At 69.2% G+C, this 17,794-nt stretch carries 6 protein-coding genes; 2 read left to right on the forward strand and 4 right to left on the reverse strand.

The genetic code is table 11. From position 1 onward, the window contains the following. Positions 1-2,448 precede the first annotated feature (2,448 nt). Positions 2,449-2,850, forward strand: a complete 402-nt coding sequence (locus ACWGJY_RS11885) for a hypothetical protein (protein WP_453260636.1) — start codon at positions 2,449-2,451, stop codon at positions 2,848-2,850. A 407-nt stretch (positions 2,851-3,257) separates the two neighbouring features. On the opposite strand, the gene ACWGJY_RS11890 is transcribed toward ACWGJY_RS11885, so the two are convergent. Further along, complete coding sequence (locus tag ACWGJY_RS11890) at positions 3,258-3,512, reverse strand: helicase associated domain-containing protein (protein ID WP_453260637.1); 255 nt, start codon at positions 3,510-3,512, stop codon at positions 3,258-3,260. A gap of 713 nt (positions 3,513-4,225) precedes the next feature. On the opposite strand from ACWGJY_RS11890, the gene ACWGJY_RS11895 reads away from it, so the two are divergent. Next, positions 4,226-5,425, forward strand: coding sequence for an acyltransferase family protein (locus ACWGJY_RS11895; RefSeq protein ID WP_453260719.1), 1,200 nt, complete (start codon positions 4,226-4,228; stop codon positions 5,423-5,425). Positions 5,426-5,522: 97 nt separating this feature from the next. Here the strand turns inward: ACWGJY_RS11895 and ACWGJY_RS11900 are convergent, their stop codons facing one another. The 3 genes from ACWGJY_RS11900 to ACWGJY_RS11910 all read right to left on the reverse strand — a co-directional run bounded on the left by ACWGJY_RS11900 (position 5,523) and on the right by ACWGJY_RS11910 (position 17,793). Then, positions 5,523-5,732 carry an MbtH family protein gene (locus tag ACWGJY_RS11900; protein ID WP_453260638.1) on the reverse strand — a complete coding sequence of 70 codons (210 nt, stop codon included), beginning with the start codon at positions 5,730-5,732 and terminating at the stop codon, positions 5,523-5,525. A gap of 178 nt (positions 5,733-5,910) precedes the next feature. Then, a complete protein-coding gene (locus ACWGJY_RS11905) occupies positions 5,911-6,699 on the reverse strand; it encodes a hypothetical protein (RefSeq protein WP_453260639.1) in 789 nt (262 codons plus the stop codon). A gap of 12 nt (positions 6,700-6,711) precedes the next feature. Next, a complete protein-coding gene (locus tag ACWGJY_RS11910) occupies positions 6,712-17,793 on the reverse strand; it encodes an amino acid adenylation domain-containing protein (protein ID WP_453260640.1) in 11,082 nt (3,693 codons plus the stop codon). Position 17,794: the final 1 nt, after the last annotated feature.

A 17,794-nucleotide genomic window follows, 5' to 3' on the forward strand; every position in this document is an offset into this window, starting at 1 on the left:
GGCATAAATGCCTCTTTGGGAATTTCTGGCGAAATTCCTCGCCCCAGAATTCGTCTGGCGACGAATTCTCTGTGGTTTCTGCCGGGCCGCTGGCGCGGCCCTTGGTTTAGCGTGTGAATTCGCCTGGCGACGAATTCTAGTTGTGAGGTGGAATGGGGCTTGGGATTTTGCCTGGCGACAAAATTTCTTTTCCTAGGTTTCTGTTAGGCCGCTGGCGCGGTCTTTCTTGTTTTAGGTGGTGTGCGAGTTCTATGGCTCTGTGGTTTGTTGTCGTGATGGGTTGTCAGGTGTGTGATATGCCGTCATGCCTGATGGCATGACTGAGTGTTGAGTGCTGGTGGGTTGGTCCGGGTGGGCCAATGTAGGGGCGTCCTGGGGTGTGACTGCTGTAGGGGTTGAGATTGGTGGCCGGTATTTGGCGCTAGTGTCCCTTGGGCCGTTCCCCTGGTGCCGGCGCCTGTCGGCGCCGAGTGATGTCACATCCCGGTGGACGGCGCAGCTGGGGTGTTGGGGGTGTACTCCGGTGGTTGAGGCCGGGGGTGCCTCCTCTTTGTAGGTGGCGATGTTGCCTTGGTGTGAAGGCGGTGTCTCGGCGGGCGCCTGACGGCGCTAGCGGTGGACGGTTATGTCCCTTGTCTCTGCTCTTCTGGCCCTCTGTTGGATCTCGGATGGGGTGTCAGTTGTAGTCCTGAGACGCTCAGGTGACGTGTGTCTAAGGCAGAGGCCTGAGGATCGGGTTAAGTTTGCAATATGCGGAACGGCTGGCTGGGGAAGGGGTGCCCTGGCCGATGGCCAGGGTTGGTGGGTGGCTGCGGTTGTGCGCTCGCGCTGGGGGTGTGGCGGCAGTAAATCTGTGTGGGCGAGCGGCTCGAAATTCCTTGGAGCAATTCTAGGGGTATCGCTCCTTTTCTTCTGCCCGTGTCGTCACTTTCTCCGACCCGGTCGAGATATGAGACGAGGGTGGGGTGGACTTGTTTGTCGTGGGCGGGATTTCAGTGCTTCTTTTGATCGATTCAGGAGAGGGTGTCAGAAGAGTGGTTCGCGGGTTGGGAGACTGATATTTATAGTGGCGGGTTTTGCGTTGGGCTTCCGTGGGGCGGTACGTCTGGATATTGGGGAGTAATTCTGTCTGGGGTGCATGTGCGGGCATCCATTGGGAGCTATTGGGGATGGTCGGGATAACAGGGGGCGAGGCGCAGGAGAAAGTGGAGGGTGCGGTATCCGGCGGGGGGCGTAGGCGGGTGCGGAGGCAAGGGTGGCAGCAAGGAAGGAGGAACAGGGCGGCGCTGTAAAAGGCGAGGGCTGTATGGCCGATGGTGGAGGTGAGCAGGAGGGGGACGGCTGCGGTGGTGAGGTGGCCAGGGCGGCGCCGGTGGGTGAGGGTAGGCGAGCATAGGGGCAGCTCCTTCGGTTCGACTGACCCCTGGCAGCCCGATGGCTGAGGGATGTTGACGCTCAGTCAACCAGGCTGGTTGTCGGCGGTTTGCGGGTGCTTCGCGGGGCTCTAAGGTGTTGCGGCGCGGTGCGGGGAGAGCTCGGTGGGGTCGGATCGGGAGCTGATCGAGCGCCTGGCACGCTCGGCTGGACGGTGTCGGCTGCACAGTTGGAGCGATGCGGCGACTGGGCTGCTGCCGGCGCATGTACAGCGGTGGCTGGGGCGTGGTTCGGTGTCGGTGCTCCAGGAGCCCATGGTCGAAGCGACACCGGACGCCGCCGCGCCATATCCAATGACGCCAACCACGGATGCCCGGCGCACATGCTCGCCAGGTCCTGGCTCCTTAGACCACCATGCTGCTCGGGCCGCCCGCCAAGGTACGGGCGGCCACCCCGGTGTCCACTGGTGCTCCCCTCTGGGCGGCTGCCGGCGACACCAGCTGGTGCGGACGCCGAGCACCCCAGCCCGCTCCCGCCGCCGCGCGATCCGCTCCCGGCCGCCAGGGAAAGAATCATCCCCCAAATTTGCTAAGCGCGATTACTCGAATTCTTGGGTTATTTGATTGAGGATTTATAACTGCTTCCTCTTTCTTTTTGCGCGATTTTGTAGCGTGACCTGCTGCGCTTGTTTCGGAGGGGGTGCGTAGCGGGGCTCCGGGCGCTGGAGCGCGTGCGTCGCCCGCACGGAGGGGTCATAGGCACTGGTCCGCGAGCCGGACGGGGCGGCCCCGCCCTAATTGACGGACCGTCAGCCCACTAGGGTGTGTTGAGATTTGCAATATACGATTCCTCAGGCGGTAGAAGATGCCTCTCGGTGCTGTGCATGCAGTCTGGGTCGCGGGCGACGCCAGGATCGCCCAGTAGGTCAAGGACGCCACCGAGGCTCATAAGAAGCTGCGAGCCCAGCGGATGGCCGACCCTCAGTGGCACACCTTCGGCCTGCGCGGTTCCGCTGCCGCGCACCGGCGGGCATCATGGCGCTCTGAGGTCCAACGCCAGTGAAAGTCAGGCGAGTTGCTCGACGCCAAGGACGTCCTCGTCGAATATGGCGTGCGTGAGGAGATGCGCTCGCGGGGCTGGCACCACGCCTGGGATCAGGGCCGGTGGCCCGGATCGCGCGACCGCGGACTGGACGGCTACCCCGAGCGCGTCTCCGCCGGCCTCGTCGCCCAGGTCGTCGCCGCCTGCTGGCACACCTCGCACCCGGCGATCGAGCGACTGCGTGCCTGGCGCGAACTCCACCCCAGCATCACCCCGCCCCGCTACCAGCTCGACCATGAAGGCCGCCGCCAACTCACCGGGCCACTCGCCCAGTACATGCGGCTGGCCAACCAGGTCACCACCACCGTCACCAGCTGGCGAGCCGGCATCACCCAGGCCCACACCCTCATCCCCCACCAGCCAACACCGCCCTGACCACTACTCAACTCGCTGTCGGCAAGCTTTAGCAGAAGCACCTGACCGCCAGCATTTCTGACAGGAGATCAGCTGGTTGGCGCTCGCGGCCGTCGAACCGTCCGCCAGTGGCCGCACGGCAGACGTCGTGCTGAACAGCGCGCGGGATAGCCTGGCGGTCACCGTCGATCTGCTCTACACGTCCTCGACCTGGACTCCTGCATCGCCGCGGAACTGGAGGAACTCGCCGAACGGGCCGTCCCGCTGGCCACGTTCTGCGCCCGGTACGAGCGATTCGACCCGGGCGGCTTCACGGGGTCTTCGTCGCTGGGCTCGCGTCAGTACGGGCCCGCGCATAATTCTGGGCCTTGGATTGCGACTACAACGACGGTAGTCCCCCGCCCGGTAGATCCTCCACCGCGGGGCATTCAGTCTGCAACGCGGCGCGGGCGCGGGATCCAGCGCATGTCGAGTGCTTCGAGAGCGTTGAGCTGTTCCTGTGTCAGCTGCTGCGGACTGCGTCGCTTGTCGGCGATCCACCGTGCCAAAGGGAAGCCCTCCTGGCTGCGTACGTTTCCGTAGGGGACATTCGGGTGTCGGTGTCCGCGCCAGAAGGTGCGTGCTGCGCGCAGTCTTCGGGCGAAGGCCCGTTCCCGGCGGAATGCTGCGCAGTCGTGGCACAACTGCTCGACGCCGCCGTCCTGGCACAGGCTCCCGGGCGCCAGGCCCGAGCCCGTTCCGCCGACGGAGCCCTGGGCCTGGCCTCCTGCCCAGCACTTGGCAACCTCAGAACAGCTCGCGGGACTGGCGCTAGTCGCTCACCTCTCCCCCGGCAGCGTGCACGGTGTCATCGAGGCGGACCGAATCGGGCGCGCGTGCACAGTGCCTCCCGGTGTCCTGGTCGAACACTCGGCCGCCTAGTCGCCGCCCGGGCAGTGGACTGGTGGTCGTATGACCCGCGGTCGGAGGACATCACCTGGGCCCTTGGGCCCGCGTTGGCCACGCGGTATGCGACGTGGTCGCCCGGTGCGACCCTTCAGCTGAGTGAACCAGAGGCTCTTCGGATCCTCGTCCGCCAGGTCCTTCTCGTGGGCCGTGCCCGCTTCGGCCGGCTTCGGGCGGTGTCCTTGGTCGGCAGCCGTACGCGGCCGGGTGATCGCGACGCGGTGGGGTGGCTGGCTGGGGGGCCTACCAGTAGGCGACTCCCCGTCGCGAAGTGCAGCCAGCACCACCGCAGTTGGGGCGCTGGCCTCACTGTTTCTTTCTGTTCCGCGGCCGAGCCTTAAGGGGTCGGTTGACCGGCCCTTGACCGGCATCGCGCGAGGAGAGGAATGCCGCCATGGCGCATCTGACGAGAAATACGAGCATGAGCCTGGACAAGCGTCCTCGCCCGCGCATGCTGTGCCTCAGCACGATCGGGAGTCGCGAACCACGTCAGCGGGACCGTGCCATTGACGGGCTGCGGGCGTTGGCGCTGCTTGCCGTGCCGACCGGCCATTGGCTCATCGGCGGGTTTGTGCGCGACAGCAACACCTCCCTGCACAACGCCAGTCCGTTATCCAGCTTCGGCCCGCTGGCGCCCCTCACCTGGGTGCTTCAGATGCTGGGGATCTTCTTCCTGGTCGGTGGCTATGCCTCCGTTTTGTCGTTCCAGCGGGCGGCCGAGCGGGGCGAGTCGACGGGCGTGTGGGTGCGGGGCCGGCTGGCCCGGCTGTTGCGGCCCGCCGTCGGGGTCACCGCGGTGTGGGCAGTGCTGGCGCCATTGTTGTGCGTGGCCGGAGTCCCTACGACGACTGTGCGTACAGCGGCGACGCTGGTTGTCCAGCCGCTGTGGTTCGTGTGCGTGTATGCCGTGGTGACGGTCCTGACGCCGTACTGCCTGGCGGCCAATCGGCGTCTCGGGGGCTGGGCGGCGGCGCCGCTGGCGGCGACCGTCGCCGGCGTGGACTTTCTGCGATACGGCCCGTTCGCCGACTCGATACCGGGTGGGGTTGGCCTGATCAGCCTGTTCCCCGGCTGGATGTTCGCGTATCAGCTCGGTGTCTCCTGGGGGGAGAAGCGGCTGGGACGGCGGGGTGCCTGGCTGCTGTTGGTAGGTGGCGCGGCGTTGTTCACCGTATTGCTGATTGTGTTCCACTATCCGGCGAGCATGGTCGGCGTGCCGGGCCAGGACCGTACGAATTCACATCCGCCGTCGCTGCTGGTCATAGCCCTCGCCGCGACACAGTCGGGCGCCGCGATACTCCTCCGGGACCGTATCGCCGCGCTGCTCGAACGGCCCGCGCTGTGGGCACCGGTCTCGGCCGTCAATCTCTCTGCGATGACGATTCTGTGCTGGCACCAGACCGCAATGGTCGCCACCGCACTCCCGGCGTCGATCCTCGGTACGGTGCCCGGCCTGACCACCTCGCCGGACTTCCCCACCTGGATGCTGACCCGCCTGCCCTGGCTTCCGCTCTTCGCCGCCCTTCTCATCCTCATCTCACAGGCCGCCCGGAGGTTCGAGACGCCCTGGACGGGCGTGACCCAAGGCCGCCGCATACTCGCGGGGGCGCTGGCGGTGGGCTTCTCCGCCTTTGCCCTCGGGTTGGTCTGACGACGAACAGATCACGTGGATCAAAAACTCGGAGGTCCGTCCGTCTCGGTTGGCGAGGCCGGACGGACCTCCGCGCTTGTGCGCGTGTGGTAGCCGTTCAGGCTCCCATGGCCTCCACCAGGCTGCGGGGGCGCAGATCTGTCCAGTGTGCTTCCACGTAGTCCAGGCACGCCTGGCGGGTGTCCAGGCCGAAGGCGCGGTTCCAGCCTGCCGGGATCTCGGCGAACGCCGGCCAGAGGGAGTGCTGGTGCTCGTCGTTCGTGAGGACGTAATACTGCGCCTCGGGGTCTTCGAACGGATTCGTCATGGGAGCGGTTCCTTACCCTTGAGTAAACGGTTCCGGTTGGTCCCGGCAGGTACTGTCCGGACTGTCGGTGTGGGGGACGTGGCGGCCGTGTGGGCATCGGGCCGGCTCCTGTTGGTTCCCGGCCCGTGAGGCCTTCTCCATGAGCGAGGCGCCCGGTGTCTTCGGGCCGCTGCGAAACTCACCGCCCGGTCCCGGACGTTGATCGTCGTGGTGTGAGCCCGCTACACGGCGGCCCCCTCGTAGTCCGCGAGCCGTCTGCGCTCTGATCCAGACCGGCGCCCGTGCGGTGCGCTGGTGCCGCGAACGCCTGGTGAGATGGCGGACTGTTGAGTCCTGGGAACAGGTCGCCACGTGGCCTGGATGGGCTTGCCACCTGCACAAACACACGAGGTAGGGAAACAGATCGACCTTGTTCCGCGGGTTCCACCGGGCGAAGTCGCATCATGGCGTAGCCCTGGTCGGCCAGGAAGGCATCTTGCTCGCCAAGCGCCGCATAAGCGCCGGCCGCAACCGCGGCGTCGACGATGAAGCCGAACGGATCAAGGCAGCTCAACACGCTGGCCAGGCCCACCGGCCGCAGCTCGTCGAGGACGCCATGGGACAGCAATTCCTGCCGCTGTCCGTGCAGCTGGTTGTCGGCTGCCAAGCCGCCGACGACCTTGCCGCGGCGGTGGAGACGTCTTTCCGCGAGCGCCCGGACGCTGAGAACGGGCTCAGCTACGCCGGCATGGGCGTTCAACTCGGCGCCCGGGTGCACGCCGAGAGGGGCGAAGACCGTCAGCGGTTCACTGATGCCCGCGCACTCACGGCATACGCCGACTCGGCCGCACAGGTCCAGCGGTACCTGTTCCACCTCAGGATCGGCCTGCTCTGCCACTGCCTCCGGAGCGGGCAGCCCTTCGACGAACAGTACGCCGTCGCCTCCTCCACAACCGACCTGGTCGTCGTGGGTCAACTTCTTGGGCATGTGAGAGGTCTTTCAGGTGCGGGACGAGGAGAGAGGCGTGCCAGAAACAGCGGTCCGGGGCAGCGCGGTCAGAGCCGTGGTGAAGGAGTGGACGATGCGGGAGGCCGCGTCCTTGTCGAAGAGTGCCGCGGAATAGATCAGTTCGCCTTCAATGCCCGCCGGTTTGTTGTCGGGGGTGCGCAACTCGCGCAGCTGCAAGAGGAGATCGAGTTCGGTGTGGGCGGGGCGGGTCGGCCGCAGTCGGACGTCGAGGCCTTCCGGCCATGGGTGGTCCTTGGCGGACGGTTCCAGGCGTAGATAGGACAGCGCTGTCTGGAAGAGCGGGTGGCGGTGCGGGGAACGAGCCGGGTTGAGCAGCTCGACCAGTCGGTCGAAGGGGAAGTCCTGGTTTTCATGGGCGGCCAGCAGACGGTCTCGTACGCGACCGATCAGTTCCCGGTGCGTGGGGCTGCCGGAAGTGTCGGTGCGCAGTACGACGGTGTTGATCAGGCAGCCGATGAGTCCGTCCAGGGGATCCGTGTCGCGGCCGCTGAGCGGCACTCCGATGGGGATGTCGTCCCCCGCGCCCGCCTCGGTGAGCGCGGCTGCGAGTGCCGCGTGCAGCACCATGTAGGTGCTTGCCGAGCACTCCCTGGCCACGGCCTCCAGGTGGCTGTGCATCTCGTGGTCGATGCTGAGCGGAAGGGATTCGGCACGGCTGTCCACGGCCGCGCCGCTAGGTGTGAGCGGCGGGCGGGGGTGGGTGGTGGGGAGGGCGAGTTCCTCGGGGAGGCCTGCGAGCGTCTCGGTCCAATAGTGCGCGTGGTGCGCCATCGGGCTATCGGGTATCCCCTCGTGACCGAGTCGTTGTTGCAACTCGACTGTGTAGTCGGCGTACTGTGCCGCCGGGGCGGGCCAGTGTGGCGCCTGCCCCGCCGCGCGGGCCGTGTAGGCGAAGCGCAGATCGCGGTGCAGCGGGCCGGCCGAGTGGCCGTCGAAGGCGACGTGGTGCAGGACGAGAAGGAGTGCGTGCCGAGCGGCGCCCAGTTGGAACAGCCTTGCGCGAAGTGGAAGTTCGGTCCGCAGGTCGAATCCCTGGGCCAGTTCCGCTTCGACCGCCTTGTCCAGGTCGGGGCCAGCGGCGCTGGTGGTCGTACGGAAGTCCAGTGGCGCGGATGCGGCGGGCAGGATGCGCTGCTCCGGCCCGTGTTCGCCGTACGGCAGTACGGTGCGCAGGATTTCGTGGCGGGTGACGAGGTCGTCGAGCGCGGTGCGCAGTGCGCTCGTGTCGAGCACGCCATCGAACTCGAACAGCAGGGGGCTGAGGTAGTTCGGGCGGTCTCCGCCCAGGTAGTTGACCGTCCATAGGCGCGCTTGAGCGGGTGAGAGGGGGATGGGGGTGGTTCTGGGGAGTGGCGCGGCGTCCGTCGACCGCTCATCTGGTCCAGGTGGCTCCTGTGCCGTGTTCGCGATGCGGTGTTCCAGGGCGAGGACGGTGGGCGCCTCGAAGAGGCCGCGTACCGACACTGCGCAGTGCAGGTGCGTGCGGATGCGGCCGACGAGTCTGATGGCGGAGAGGGAGTTGCCGCCGAGCGCGAAGAAGTCGTCGGTGACCGAGACGGCTCCGGGAAGGCCCAGAACGTCGCCGAACATCGCGGCCAGCACCTGCTGGCGGGGGGTGCGGGGCGCGGTGGGCGTCGCATTGCGTGGTGCGGGCAGCGCGGCGATGTCGACCTTGCCGTTGCCGGTCAGCGGCAACGCGTCCAGTTCGACGATCGCGGCCGGCACCAGATAGCCGGGGAGCTTCGCGACCAGGCGGCTGCGCAGCGTGGCGGTGTCGAGCTGGCTTGTGAGCACCACGTATGCGATCAGAGCCTTTCCCGACGGCCCCTCGCCCCGGGCGGTCACCACGGCGGTGCCCACCTCGGGCTCGCGGCGCAGCACCGTCTCGACTTCACCGGGTTCGATCCGGAATCCGTTGATCTTGAGCTGGCGGTCCTGTCGGCCGAGGAAGTGCAGTCGGCCTACCGTGTCCCATCGTCCCAGGTCACCAGTGCGGTACATACGGCTGCCGGGCGGGCCGAACGGGTCGGCGACGAAGCGGTCCGCCGTGCGGGCCGGGGCGCCGTGGTAGCCGTTGGCCAGTCCCTCGCCGGCCAGGTAGATCTCGCCGGGGACGCCCGGGGGTACGGGCCGCAGGGCCGGATCGAGCAGGAGGACGCGGGTCCCGGCGATCGGCGCTCCGATGGGCAGGGCCGCCGCGGCCGCGTCGTCGTCCGCGTCGGCCGCGGTCGGCAGCCCGTTGGGGATCTCGTATCCCAGCGAGAAGGTGGTGTTCTCCACCGGGCCGTACAAGTTGACCACGTGCAGATGTGGGGCGGCTCGCAGGGCGCGTCGCACGGCGACGGGTGACACGACATCGCCGCCGGTGGATATCCGTTGCAGGCCGCGCAGCGCGGCCGGGTTCTGGTCCGCGATGAGATCGAAAAGGCCTGCGGTCAGCCACACTGCGGTGACACCACCTGCCTCGATCACCCGGCGGTAGTCCTCGGCATCCAGATCTCCCGGTGGCGCCACCACGACCCGGCGTCCGGTGAGCAGCGGCATCCACAGTTCGTAGACCGCGGTGTCCCAGGAATGTGGGGAGTGGAACAGCACTCGTGCGTGCTCACCCCCGCGCCATGCGGGGTCGCCCGCCCGGGTCAGGATGTTGCGATGCGTCACCTCGATGCCCTTGGGAAGTCCCGACGATCCCGAGGTGAACATGACGCAGGCGACCGAGTCGGCGGGGATGGCGGTGGGCAGATCCTCCGCGGGTTCCGTGCGGGCCGCGGATTCCGCCGCCGCCAGGTCGTCCAGGACGCGCGGCGCGCCGGTGTGGTCGAGGATCCAGCGGACGCGTTCGGCGGGGAAGTCCCTGTGCAGGGGGACGCAGAGCGCTCCCAGCTTCGCCAGAGCCAGGAAGGCGATCGCCACCTCGGGCGAGCGGTCGAGCGAGACGCCCACCGGTGTGCCGCATCCGGTGCCCTCTCGGGCCAGGTGCCGGGCCAATCGATTGGCTCGGGCATTGAGTTCGCCGTAGCTGACCTCCTGGCCCTCGCACCAGAGCGCCACACGCGCGGGATCCGCGGCCGCCATCGCCTCGTACGCCGCGCCGATGGACCGGGCCGGTGTGGTCGGTGGGGAGGGCACGGCCGACGGGATGCGTGTCGGCGGCTGAGCCGGATCCCCGATGCCGAGGCGGATGACATCCGATTGCTGTGGTGCGGGCATCAGTCGGGTCTGGGCTGTGGGGCGGTGTGTGTCCTGCGCAGTCAGGGCCGCGCAGGCGGCCAGCAGCCGCTCGCGGATGGTCTCGGCGCCGCCGCACCAGGCGAGTTCAGCCGTACGGGCATGGAGGCGGAAGGCGAGTCGGCCCTCGCGAGGGAGTACGGCGAGCGCCAGGGGGTAGTGCGTACCGTCGTGGACGTCGATGGATTCGACCCACACGCCGGAGGCCGGATCGGCGATTGCTGCCGAGTCCAGCGGATAGTTCTCAAAGGCCAGTGTGGTGTCGAAGAGGCTGCCGGTGCCTGCCTCCTCTTCTATGGCGGCCAGTCCCAGGTGCTCGTGCTCCAGCAGGTCGGCGCGCTCCCGCTGGATACGCGGGGCGAGGCTGGACAGCGGTTCGTGCGGCTGAAGGCGCACCCGGACCGGGACGGTGTTGATGAGCAGTCCGACCAACTGCTCCGCGCCCGGGAGTTCGGCCGGCCGTTCGGCGACGGTCACGCCGAAGACGACGTCGTCACGCCCGGTCAAGTGGGCCAGCAGCAGCGCCCACGCCGCCTCGATAACGGAGTTGAGGGTGACGCCCCACTCGGCGGCCCGCTCCGACAGTCGTGTCGTCACCTCCTCGGGGAGGGTGAAGGTGTGCAGCTCTGATGTCTCTGTCCAGCCGTCCCGGCCCGCATTCCCCACGCGGGTCGGCTCGATGCCCGCAAGCGCCGCGCGCCACGCGGTGCGCGCAGCCGGTGTGTCCCGCTGGCCCAGCCACCGCAGGTATCCGCTGTACGGGAGGGCCGGGGCAAGCACCCGGCCTTCGTAGAGGGCGAAGAGTTCATTCAGGAAGATGGGCACCGACCAGCCGTCGAGCAGAAGGTGGTGGTGGGTGAAGACGAGCCGCCAGCGGTTCTCGGCCACGCGCAGCAGGCTGAAGCGCAACATGGGCGGGGCGTCGAGGGCGAAGGGGCGGCGGTCCTGGCGGGTCAGCTCCGCCGCTTGTGCGCGGCGTTCGGATGCGGGAGTGGTAGCTGTGAGGTCGAGCGTCCGCCACGGGACCTCGATGGCCGAGGGCACGACCTGGACGGGCTGTTCCAGGTCGTCGACCAGGAAACTCCCGCTGAGGTGGGGGTGGCGACGCAGTAGGGCGCCGGCGGCGTCGCGCAGCTGTTCCGGGGAGAGTTCGCCGGTCAGGTCGAGGGCTAGTTGGACGAGGTAGGGGTCGTGCCGCGGGCTATGTGCCGGGGTGGTGCAGGCGCCCGTTCCTCGGCCCGGGTCCGTAACCACGCCCGCGTCCGTCTTGGTGTCGCCCTCCAGCGCCTCGGCGCCGTAGAGCGTGTGGAAGAGCAGGCCCGCCTGGAGCGGGGGGAGCGGCAGGAGATCGGCGAAGTCGCCGTGGGTCTCTTGCAGGGATTCCAGTCGCGACTGGTCCACCCGTACGAGGGGGAAGTCCGACGGCGTACGGCCACCGGTCTTTGACGGCGTGCTGTGATGCCGCACGAACGCCGCCAGGACGTCGCGCCAGGAGCCGGCGAGGTCACTGACCGTCTCACCGTCCAGCACTCCCCTGGGCCAGGTCCACACCACGCGCATGCGCGGGCCGTCGGGGCTGTGCTCGACGAAGGCGTCGATCGAGAGTGCGTGCGCGACTGGCAGCGTGGGGTCTGCCTCGCCCCGGAAGCTGCCGGGCTCCGGCTGCCAGTCGCCCGGCTCGTGGGTGTCGAAACGGCCCAGGTAGTTGAAGGCGATCCGGGCGTCGGCCGCGTCGTGCAGCCGTTGTCCGCGGTGGCGGAGAAGCCCGTGGCCGGCGCCCTGGTGGGGGATGGCGCGCAGCCGTTCCTTGACCTGCTTGGTGGCGCGGGCGAGCCCGTCGCCGTCCGTCCGCATCGTGTCCCAGTCCTCGACCCGTGCGTCCAGCAGGACCGGGTGAATCACGGTGAACCAGCCGACGGTTCGTGAGACATCCAGATCGGACAGCCCGTCGAGGTCGATGTCCCGGCCGTGGCCTTCGATGTCGACGAGTACCGGGCCGCCGGCGGGATTGCCGGGCCACCGGTGCAGTGCGACGGAGAGCGCGGCCAGGAGTACGTCAGGCACGGCCGCGTGGAAGTAGTTCGGTACGTCGGCGAGCAGTGCTCCGGTCTCGTTCGGCGCGAGGCTCATGCTGAGCGACTCGGTGCTGCCGACGCGGTCTAGCGCGGGGTCCGGTGTACGAGTGCCGATGGTCCCGTTGGCCTGCGCGAGCATGTTTCGCCACCAGTCCGCTTCGGAACGGAGCTCGGGGCGCTCGGCGGCCGCTGTGAGCGCGTGGGCCCAGGCGCGCAGCGGAACGGGGACCGGCGGCAGTTCGGCGCGCTGCCCGGACACGGCCGCGGTGTGCGCCGCAGCCAGGTCGGGGAGGAGGATCCGCCAGGAGACGCCGTCCACCGCGAAGTGGTGGATGACCAGCAGGAGCAGGTTCTGCCCCGCGCCGTCGAGCCACACGGCCCGGACGACATCACCCGACCGCGGGTCCAGTCGTCTGCGCGCCTCGCGGCGTTGCTCGTCGATGAGCCGGTCCAGACCCGCGCCGTCGGTGATGCCCTCGCGGTCCAGGGAGATCCGGTGCAGACAGGAGGCTGCAGGAACGGCTCCCGGTGGCCGGATGTCGAATCGCCACGGCTCACCCGCCGCGCCGGTCAGACGCAGGCGCAGCGCGTCGTGGTGGTCCAGGAGCTGCTGCAGGGCGGCGCGCAGGGTGCTTTCGGTGGCGGTCTTCGGCAGTCGGCAGACGACCGACTGCGCGAAGCCGTCGGCCGGGCCACCGAGCGAGGCGAGCCAGTCCATGATCGGCATCGCGGGCATCTCGCCCAGCGCGTGGTGCTCGGCGTGACTCGACGGCGCCACGGGGCCCGTGCGGTCGGCGATGCCGGCGAGGGCGCGGACGCTCTGGTGGGCGAAGACGTCCTTGGGGCTGATCAGTACGCCGCTAGCGCGGGCCCGGGTGACCAGTTGAATGGCGAGGATGCTGTCGCCGCCGAGCCGGAAGAAGTTGTCGTCGGGGCCGACGTGATTCCTGCCCAGGATCGAGCGGAAGAGTGACTGGAGCAGTTCCTCGGAGGGGGTGGTGGGGGATGTCTTGGTCACCGCCGGGGCTGCTGGAGCGGGCTCCGGCAGGTTCAGGTGTGCCTCCTCCGCCGCGTCCAGCACCTCGATCGTGTCGTACGGCCGCTCAGGGGCGTCCAGCGCGCCCTCCAGTAGGCGTTGCAGTGCGCGCACGATCAGTTCCGCGGTCTGGCGGTCGAACGCGTCGGCGGCGTATTCGAGGACGCCCTCGATGCTGTGGTCGGTTCGCTCGGTGAACTCGAAGAGCAGCGCGAACTTGGCCATGGAACGGCCGGGGTGGAGCGGGGTGCTGTCGAGGCCGGGCAGGTGCAGTGTGGCCTGTTGCTCCGCGTGCATCGTGATCATCACCTGGAAGAGCGGGTGACGACCGAGTTCGCGCGGTGGGTTGAGCGCCTCCACGACGCGCTCGAACGGCGCCTGGTGGGTGAATGCGGTGATATCGGTGTGCCGGGCGCGGTCGATGACGGTCGCGAATCCGGGGCTGCCGGACAGGTCGGTGCGGAGCACGACGGTCTCCGCGCAGAAGCCGACCAATGCGTCGAGGGCCGGCTCGGCACGGCCTGCGGCCACCGTCCCCACCGGGATGTCGGTGCCCGCCCCGAGCCTGCTGAGCAAGCAGGACACGGCGGCGTGCAGCGCCATGAACATCGTTGCACCGCGCGCGGCGGCCACTTCGGCCAGGCGGGCGCCGAGTTCGGCGTCCAGGGTGAAGGGCACCGTGCCACCGGGGTGTGCGGGCGCGGCGGACGGGCGGTGGTCCGCGGGGAGGGACAACTCCGCCGGGGCGCCGCGCAATGTCTCGCGCCAGTGGGCCAGCTCGGACGACAGTGGGCTGTCGGGGTCGTCCTGGCGTCCCAGGGCTCGCCGCTGCCAGAGCGTGAAGTCGGCGTATTGCAGCGGCAGTCGAGTCCAGGAGGGTGAGTGGCCGGCCGTCCGGGCGGCGTAGGCGGCGGCCAGGTCGCGGGTCAGCGGGTGCAGCGCGTGTTCATCGGCAGCGATGTGATGGATGACGAGCAACAGCACATGGTTGTCCGGAGCAAGCGTGAACAACGTGACCCGCCAGGGGATTTCGGTCTCCAGCTCGAACTCGCGCCGAGTCCGGTCGGACAGCGCCTCGGACAGTCCCCGTTCCGTCGTCTGCGTGACGGTCAGGGGGACGGCGGGGTCATCGAACACCCGCTGGCAGGGTTCGTCGCCCGTGGCGGGGAAGACCGTGCGCAGGCTCTCGTGACGGCGCTGGACGTCGGCGATCGCGGCGCGCAGCGCATCGGTGTCCAGCGGGCCGGTCAGCCGGGCCGCCAGCGGAATGTGGTAGGTCGACTCCTGGCTGCCCAGCCGGTGCAGGAACCACAGGCTGCGCTGGGCGTAGGAGGCCGGTACCCGCTCCGGGCGGAGGCCGGCGGTCGGACGGGCCGTGGATCCCGACTCCGGTGTGGGCGGACCGCCATCGATGAGCGCTGCCAGCCCCGCGGCCGTCGGGTGCTGGAAGAGGTCGCGGACCGAGAGCGTCGTGGGGATCTCGGCGCGCAGCCGCATGACGAGCCGATTGGCGAGCAGTGAGTCGCCGCCGAGCGAGAAGAAGCTCTCGTCGACGCCGAAGGGAGGCGTGCTGGCGGCTCCGGTGCCGGCGTCTCCTCCGGCACGCGCCGTGTCAGCGTCCGGGCCGTCGGTCGCGCCCAGCACCTCGGCGAACAGCCGGTGCACGGTGGTCTCCGGCTCGCCGCGCGGCGCCCTCCCGGCACCCGCTGCGCCGCTCTCCCCCATCCCCCGGCCTGCGGCAATGCCCGCGCCGGGAACTCCCGGGCGGATCGCGCGGAGCTTTCGCTCGTCCAGCTTGCCGTTGACGGACAGCGGGAACGCATCGACCGTGACGAAGGCCGACGGCACCATGTGAGCGGGCAGGATCTGCGCTGCCCGCTCCGCGATGTGTTCGGTGGTCCAGGCGGCCCCTTCCGCCGCGGGGCCTTCCGCCAGCAGGTAGGCGACGAGGCGACGGTCGCCCTGCCCGTACTCCGTGACGAGGACGGCGGCGTCCGCGACACCGGGCAGCTCCGCGAGGCGGGCCTCGATCTCGCCAGGCTCGATCCGGAACCCGCGGATCTTCACCTGTCGGTCGGCGCGGCCGAGATACTCCAGGCTGCCGTCCTCCCGGCGGCGGGCCAGGTCCCCGCTGCGGTACATACGGGTGCCGGGCGGGCCGAACGGGTCGGCGACGAACCGTTCCGCGGTCAGGGAGGAGCGGTGGAGGTAGCCGAGGGCGACACCTGGCCCGGAGACGTACATCTCCGCGGGGATGCCCGGGGGAACCGGGCGCAGTGCCCCATCGAGGAGATGAACGCGCAGGTCCGGCATGGGTTTTCCGATCAGGCTGCCGGTACCGGAGGCCGCCGAGGTGTCCAGCGGCCCGTCGGTGACATGGACCGTGGTTTCGGTGATGCCGTACATATTGACGAGCCGGGGCGCGTCGTCGGCGTGCCGGGAGTACCAGCCGGCCAGCCGCCAGGGTTCCAGCACCTCGCCGCCGAAGATCACATAGCGCAGCGCGAGCTGGGTGCCTCGCTCGGGGCGTTCCGCGTCGGCGTCGGCGAGCTGGGTGAACGCCGAAGGCGTCTGGTTGAGCACTGTCACCCGCTCGGACACCAGGAGGTCGAGGAACTCGGCCGGTGAACGGGCCACGTCGTCGGGCACCACCACCAGCCGGGCGCCGTGGAGCAGGGCGCCCCAGATTTCCCAGACCGAGAAGTCGAAGGCGTAGGAGTGGAAGAGCGTCCAGGTGTCCGCGCGGTCGAAGCCGAAGCGGTCGGTGCTGCCGGTGATGAGCCGGGTCACGTTGTGGTGCGTCACCACAACGCCCTTGGGGCGGCCGGTCGAGCCGGAGGTGTAGATGACGTAGGCCGGGTCGGTGGGGCGGGGGTGGCGCGCGGCGGGCCGGGGGTTGCCGTCCTGCCCGCCCCTCCCGCTGTTCCCGCCGGCAGAGGTTTCATCGGCGTCCGTCAGGATCAGCGGCAGTCCGGGAGCGGCGTCCGCGGTTCCGGTGCGCCGGTCGGTGATCAGCAGGGCCGGCGTCGCATCGGCCAGCGTCGCGGCCAGCCGGTCGGCGGGGTACTTGGGGTCGAGGGGGACATACGCGGCGCTGGCCTTGAGCACCGCGAGGAGGGCCACAACCAGTTCCGTCGAGCGCGGCAGCGCGACGGCGACCAACTGGCCGGGCAGCACTCCCGATTCGGTGAGCCGGCGCGCCAGCCTCTCCGCCCGCGCGTCGAGTTCGGCGTAGGTCAGTTCCTGCCCTCCGCAGACCACGGCCGTCGTGTCAGCCACGGCGGCGGCCTGCCGCTCGAAGAGCCCTACGAGGGTGTCGCCGGTGTCGTGCCGGGCCGCGGAGGTGGCTGACGCCGGCACCCCCGTGGCCCGCTCCGGCCCTCCGCCCGGCCGCAACGCGCCGATCGGCGTCCCGTCCGGAGCCTCGGCCGCAGCAGTCACCAGGTCGAGCAGTCGGCCCAGTTGAGCCTGCGCTTCAGTCGCGCTGTAGTGGCGCTCGCCTGCGTCGACGTCGACGCGCAGGTCCGGTTCGCCATTGTGATAGACGCCGATGGTGAAATCGTCGGTGAGGCCGGGCGAGACCTCGTGAACGGTGGCCTGTGTTCCGGCGAAGTCCAGATTCTGGTCCATCGACATCATGTTGAGCGTCGGGCCGATGAGGCGGCGTTCGCCGAGGACGGAGGATGTGTCGCGCAGCATGTCCTCGAAGCGGTAGCGCTGATGGCGCAGGACCGCGCGGGTCTCCGTCGCGACGGCATGTACCAGGCTCTCCACCGAGGCAGCCGGGTCAACGGTCACCCGGAGCGGCAGCACATTGGAGACCATGCCCAGGGCCTCGCGCTTGAGCGGGCCGCTCCGCGCCGCGACCGCCAGTCCGAGAACGATCTCGCGGCTCCCGGTGTCGGCCTGCAGCGCGATCGCCACTGCCGCCGCGAACAGCGACGGCCAGCGTTCCTCCAGCTCCGCCGCCCGATCCCGCACCCGGTCCCAGCGCCCGCGCTCCAGGCGCGCGCTGCGCCGCAGATGGCCGTGCGCCCCTGGAGGGGGCGATCCCGCGCCGAACTGCGGAGCGTCTGCGACATGGGCGAGCCGGTCCGCCCAGAACGCGGCGTCGGTGCGAAACCGCTCGGACGCGCGGTACCTGCGGTCCTCCGTGACCAGGGTCTCCAGCCGGTCGTAAACGCCCTCCGCGAGGGGCTCACCAGCACACAGCGCGGTGTAGGCGGCGGCGACACGGCGGATGAGGCCGGCCATGGACACGCCGTCGACCAGCAGGTGATGCATCTTGACGCACCACAGATGGTCCGCCGCGCCCGTCTTGATCAGGTAGTGGTCGAAGGCTGGGGCCACCGTGAGATCGTAGGGTGTTCCGTACGCCTCGGCGATGAATCGCTGTGCGGCCGCTGCAGGGTCGTCGCGATCACTGAAGTCCCGTCGGTGCAGTGGGAGTTCAGCATTCGGTTCGAGGATCTGAATGATCCCGTCCGGGGTCCGCTCGAACCGTACTCTCAGCGATTCGCTGCCCGCGACGACAGTGCGGAGCGCCTGCTCGAAGCGCTCCTCGTCGATCGCACCGTGCAGATGGACGTACTGCCCAACGTTGTACCGCTGCCCCGTGGCATCGAGTTCGTGGCCGAACCAGATGCCGGACTGGGCCGCTGTCAGCGGCCACCGCTTCTCCGGTGTGCCGTTGGTGTCCATGCCGTCGGCCATG

This window comes from Streptomyces sp. NPDC054765 (assembly GCF_053612065.1).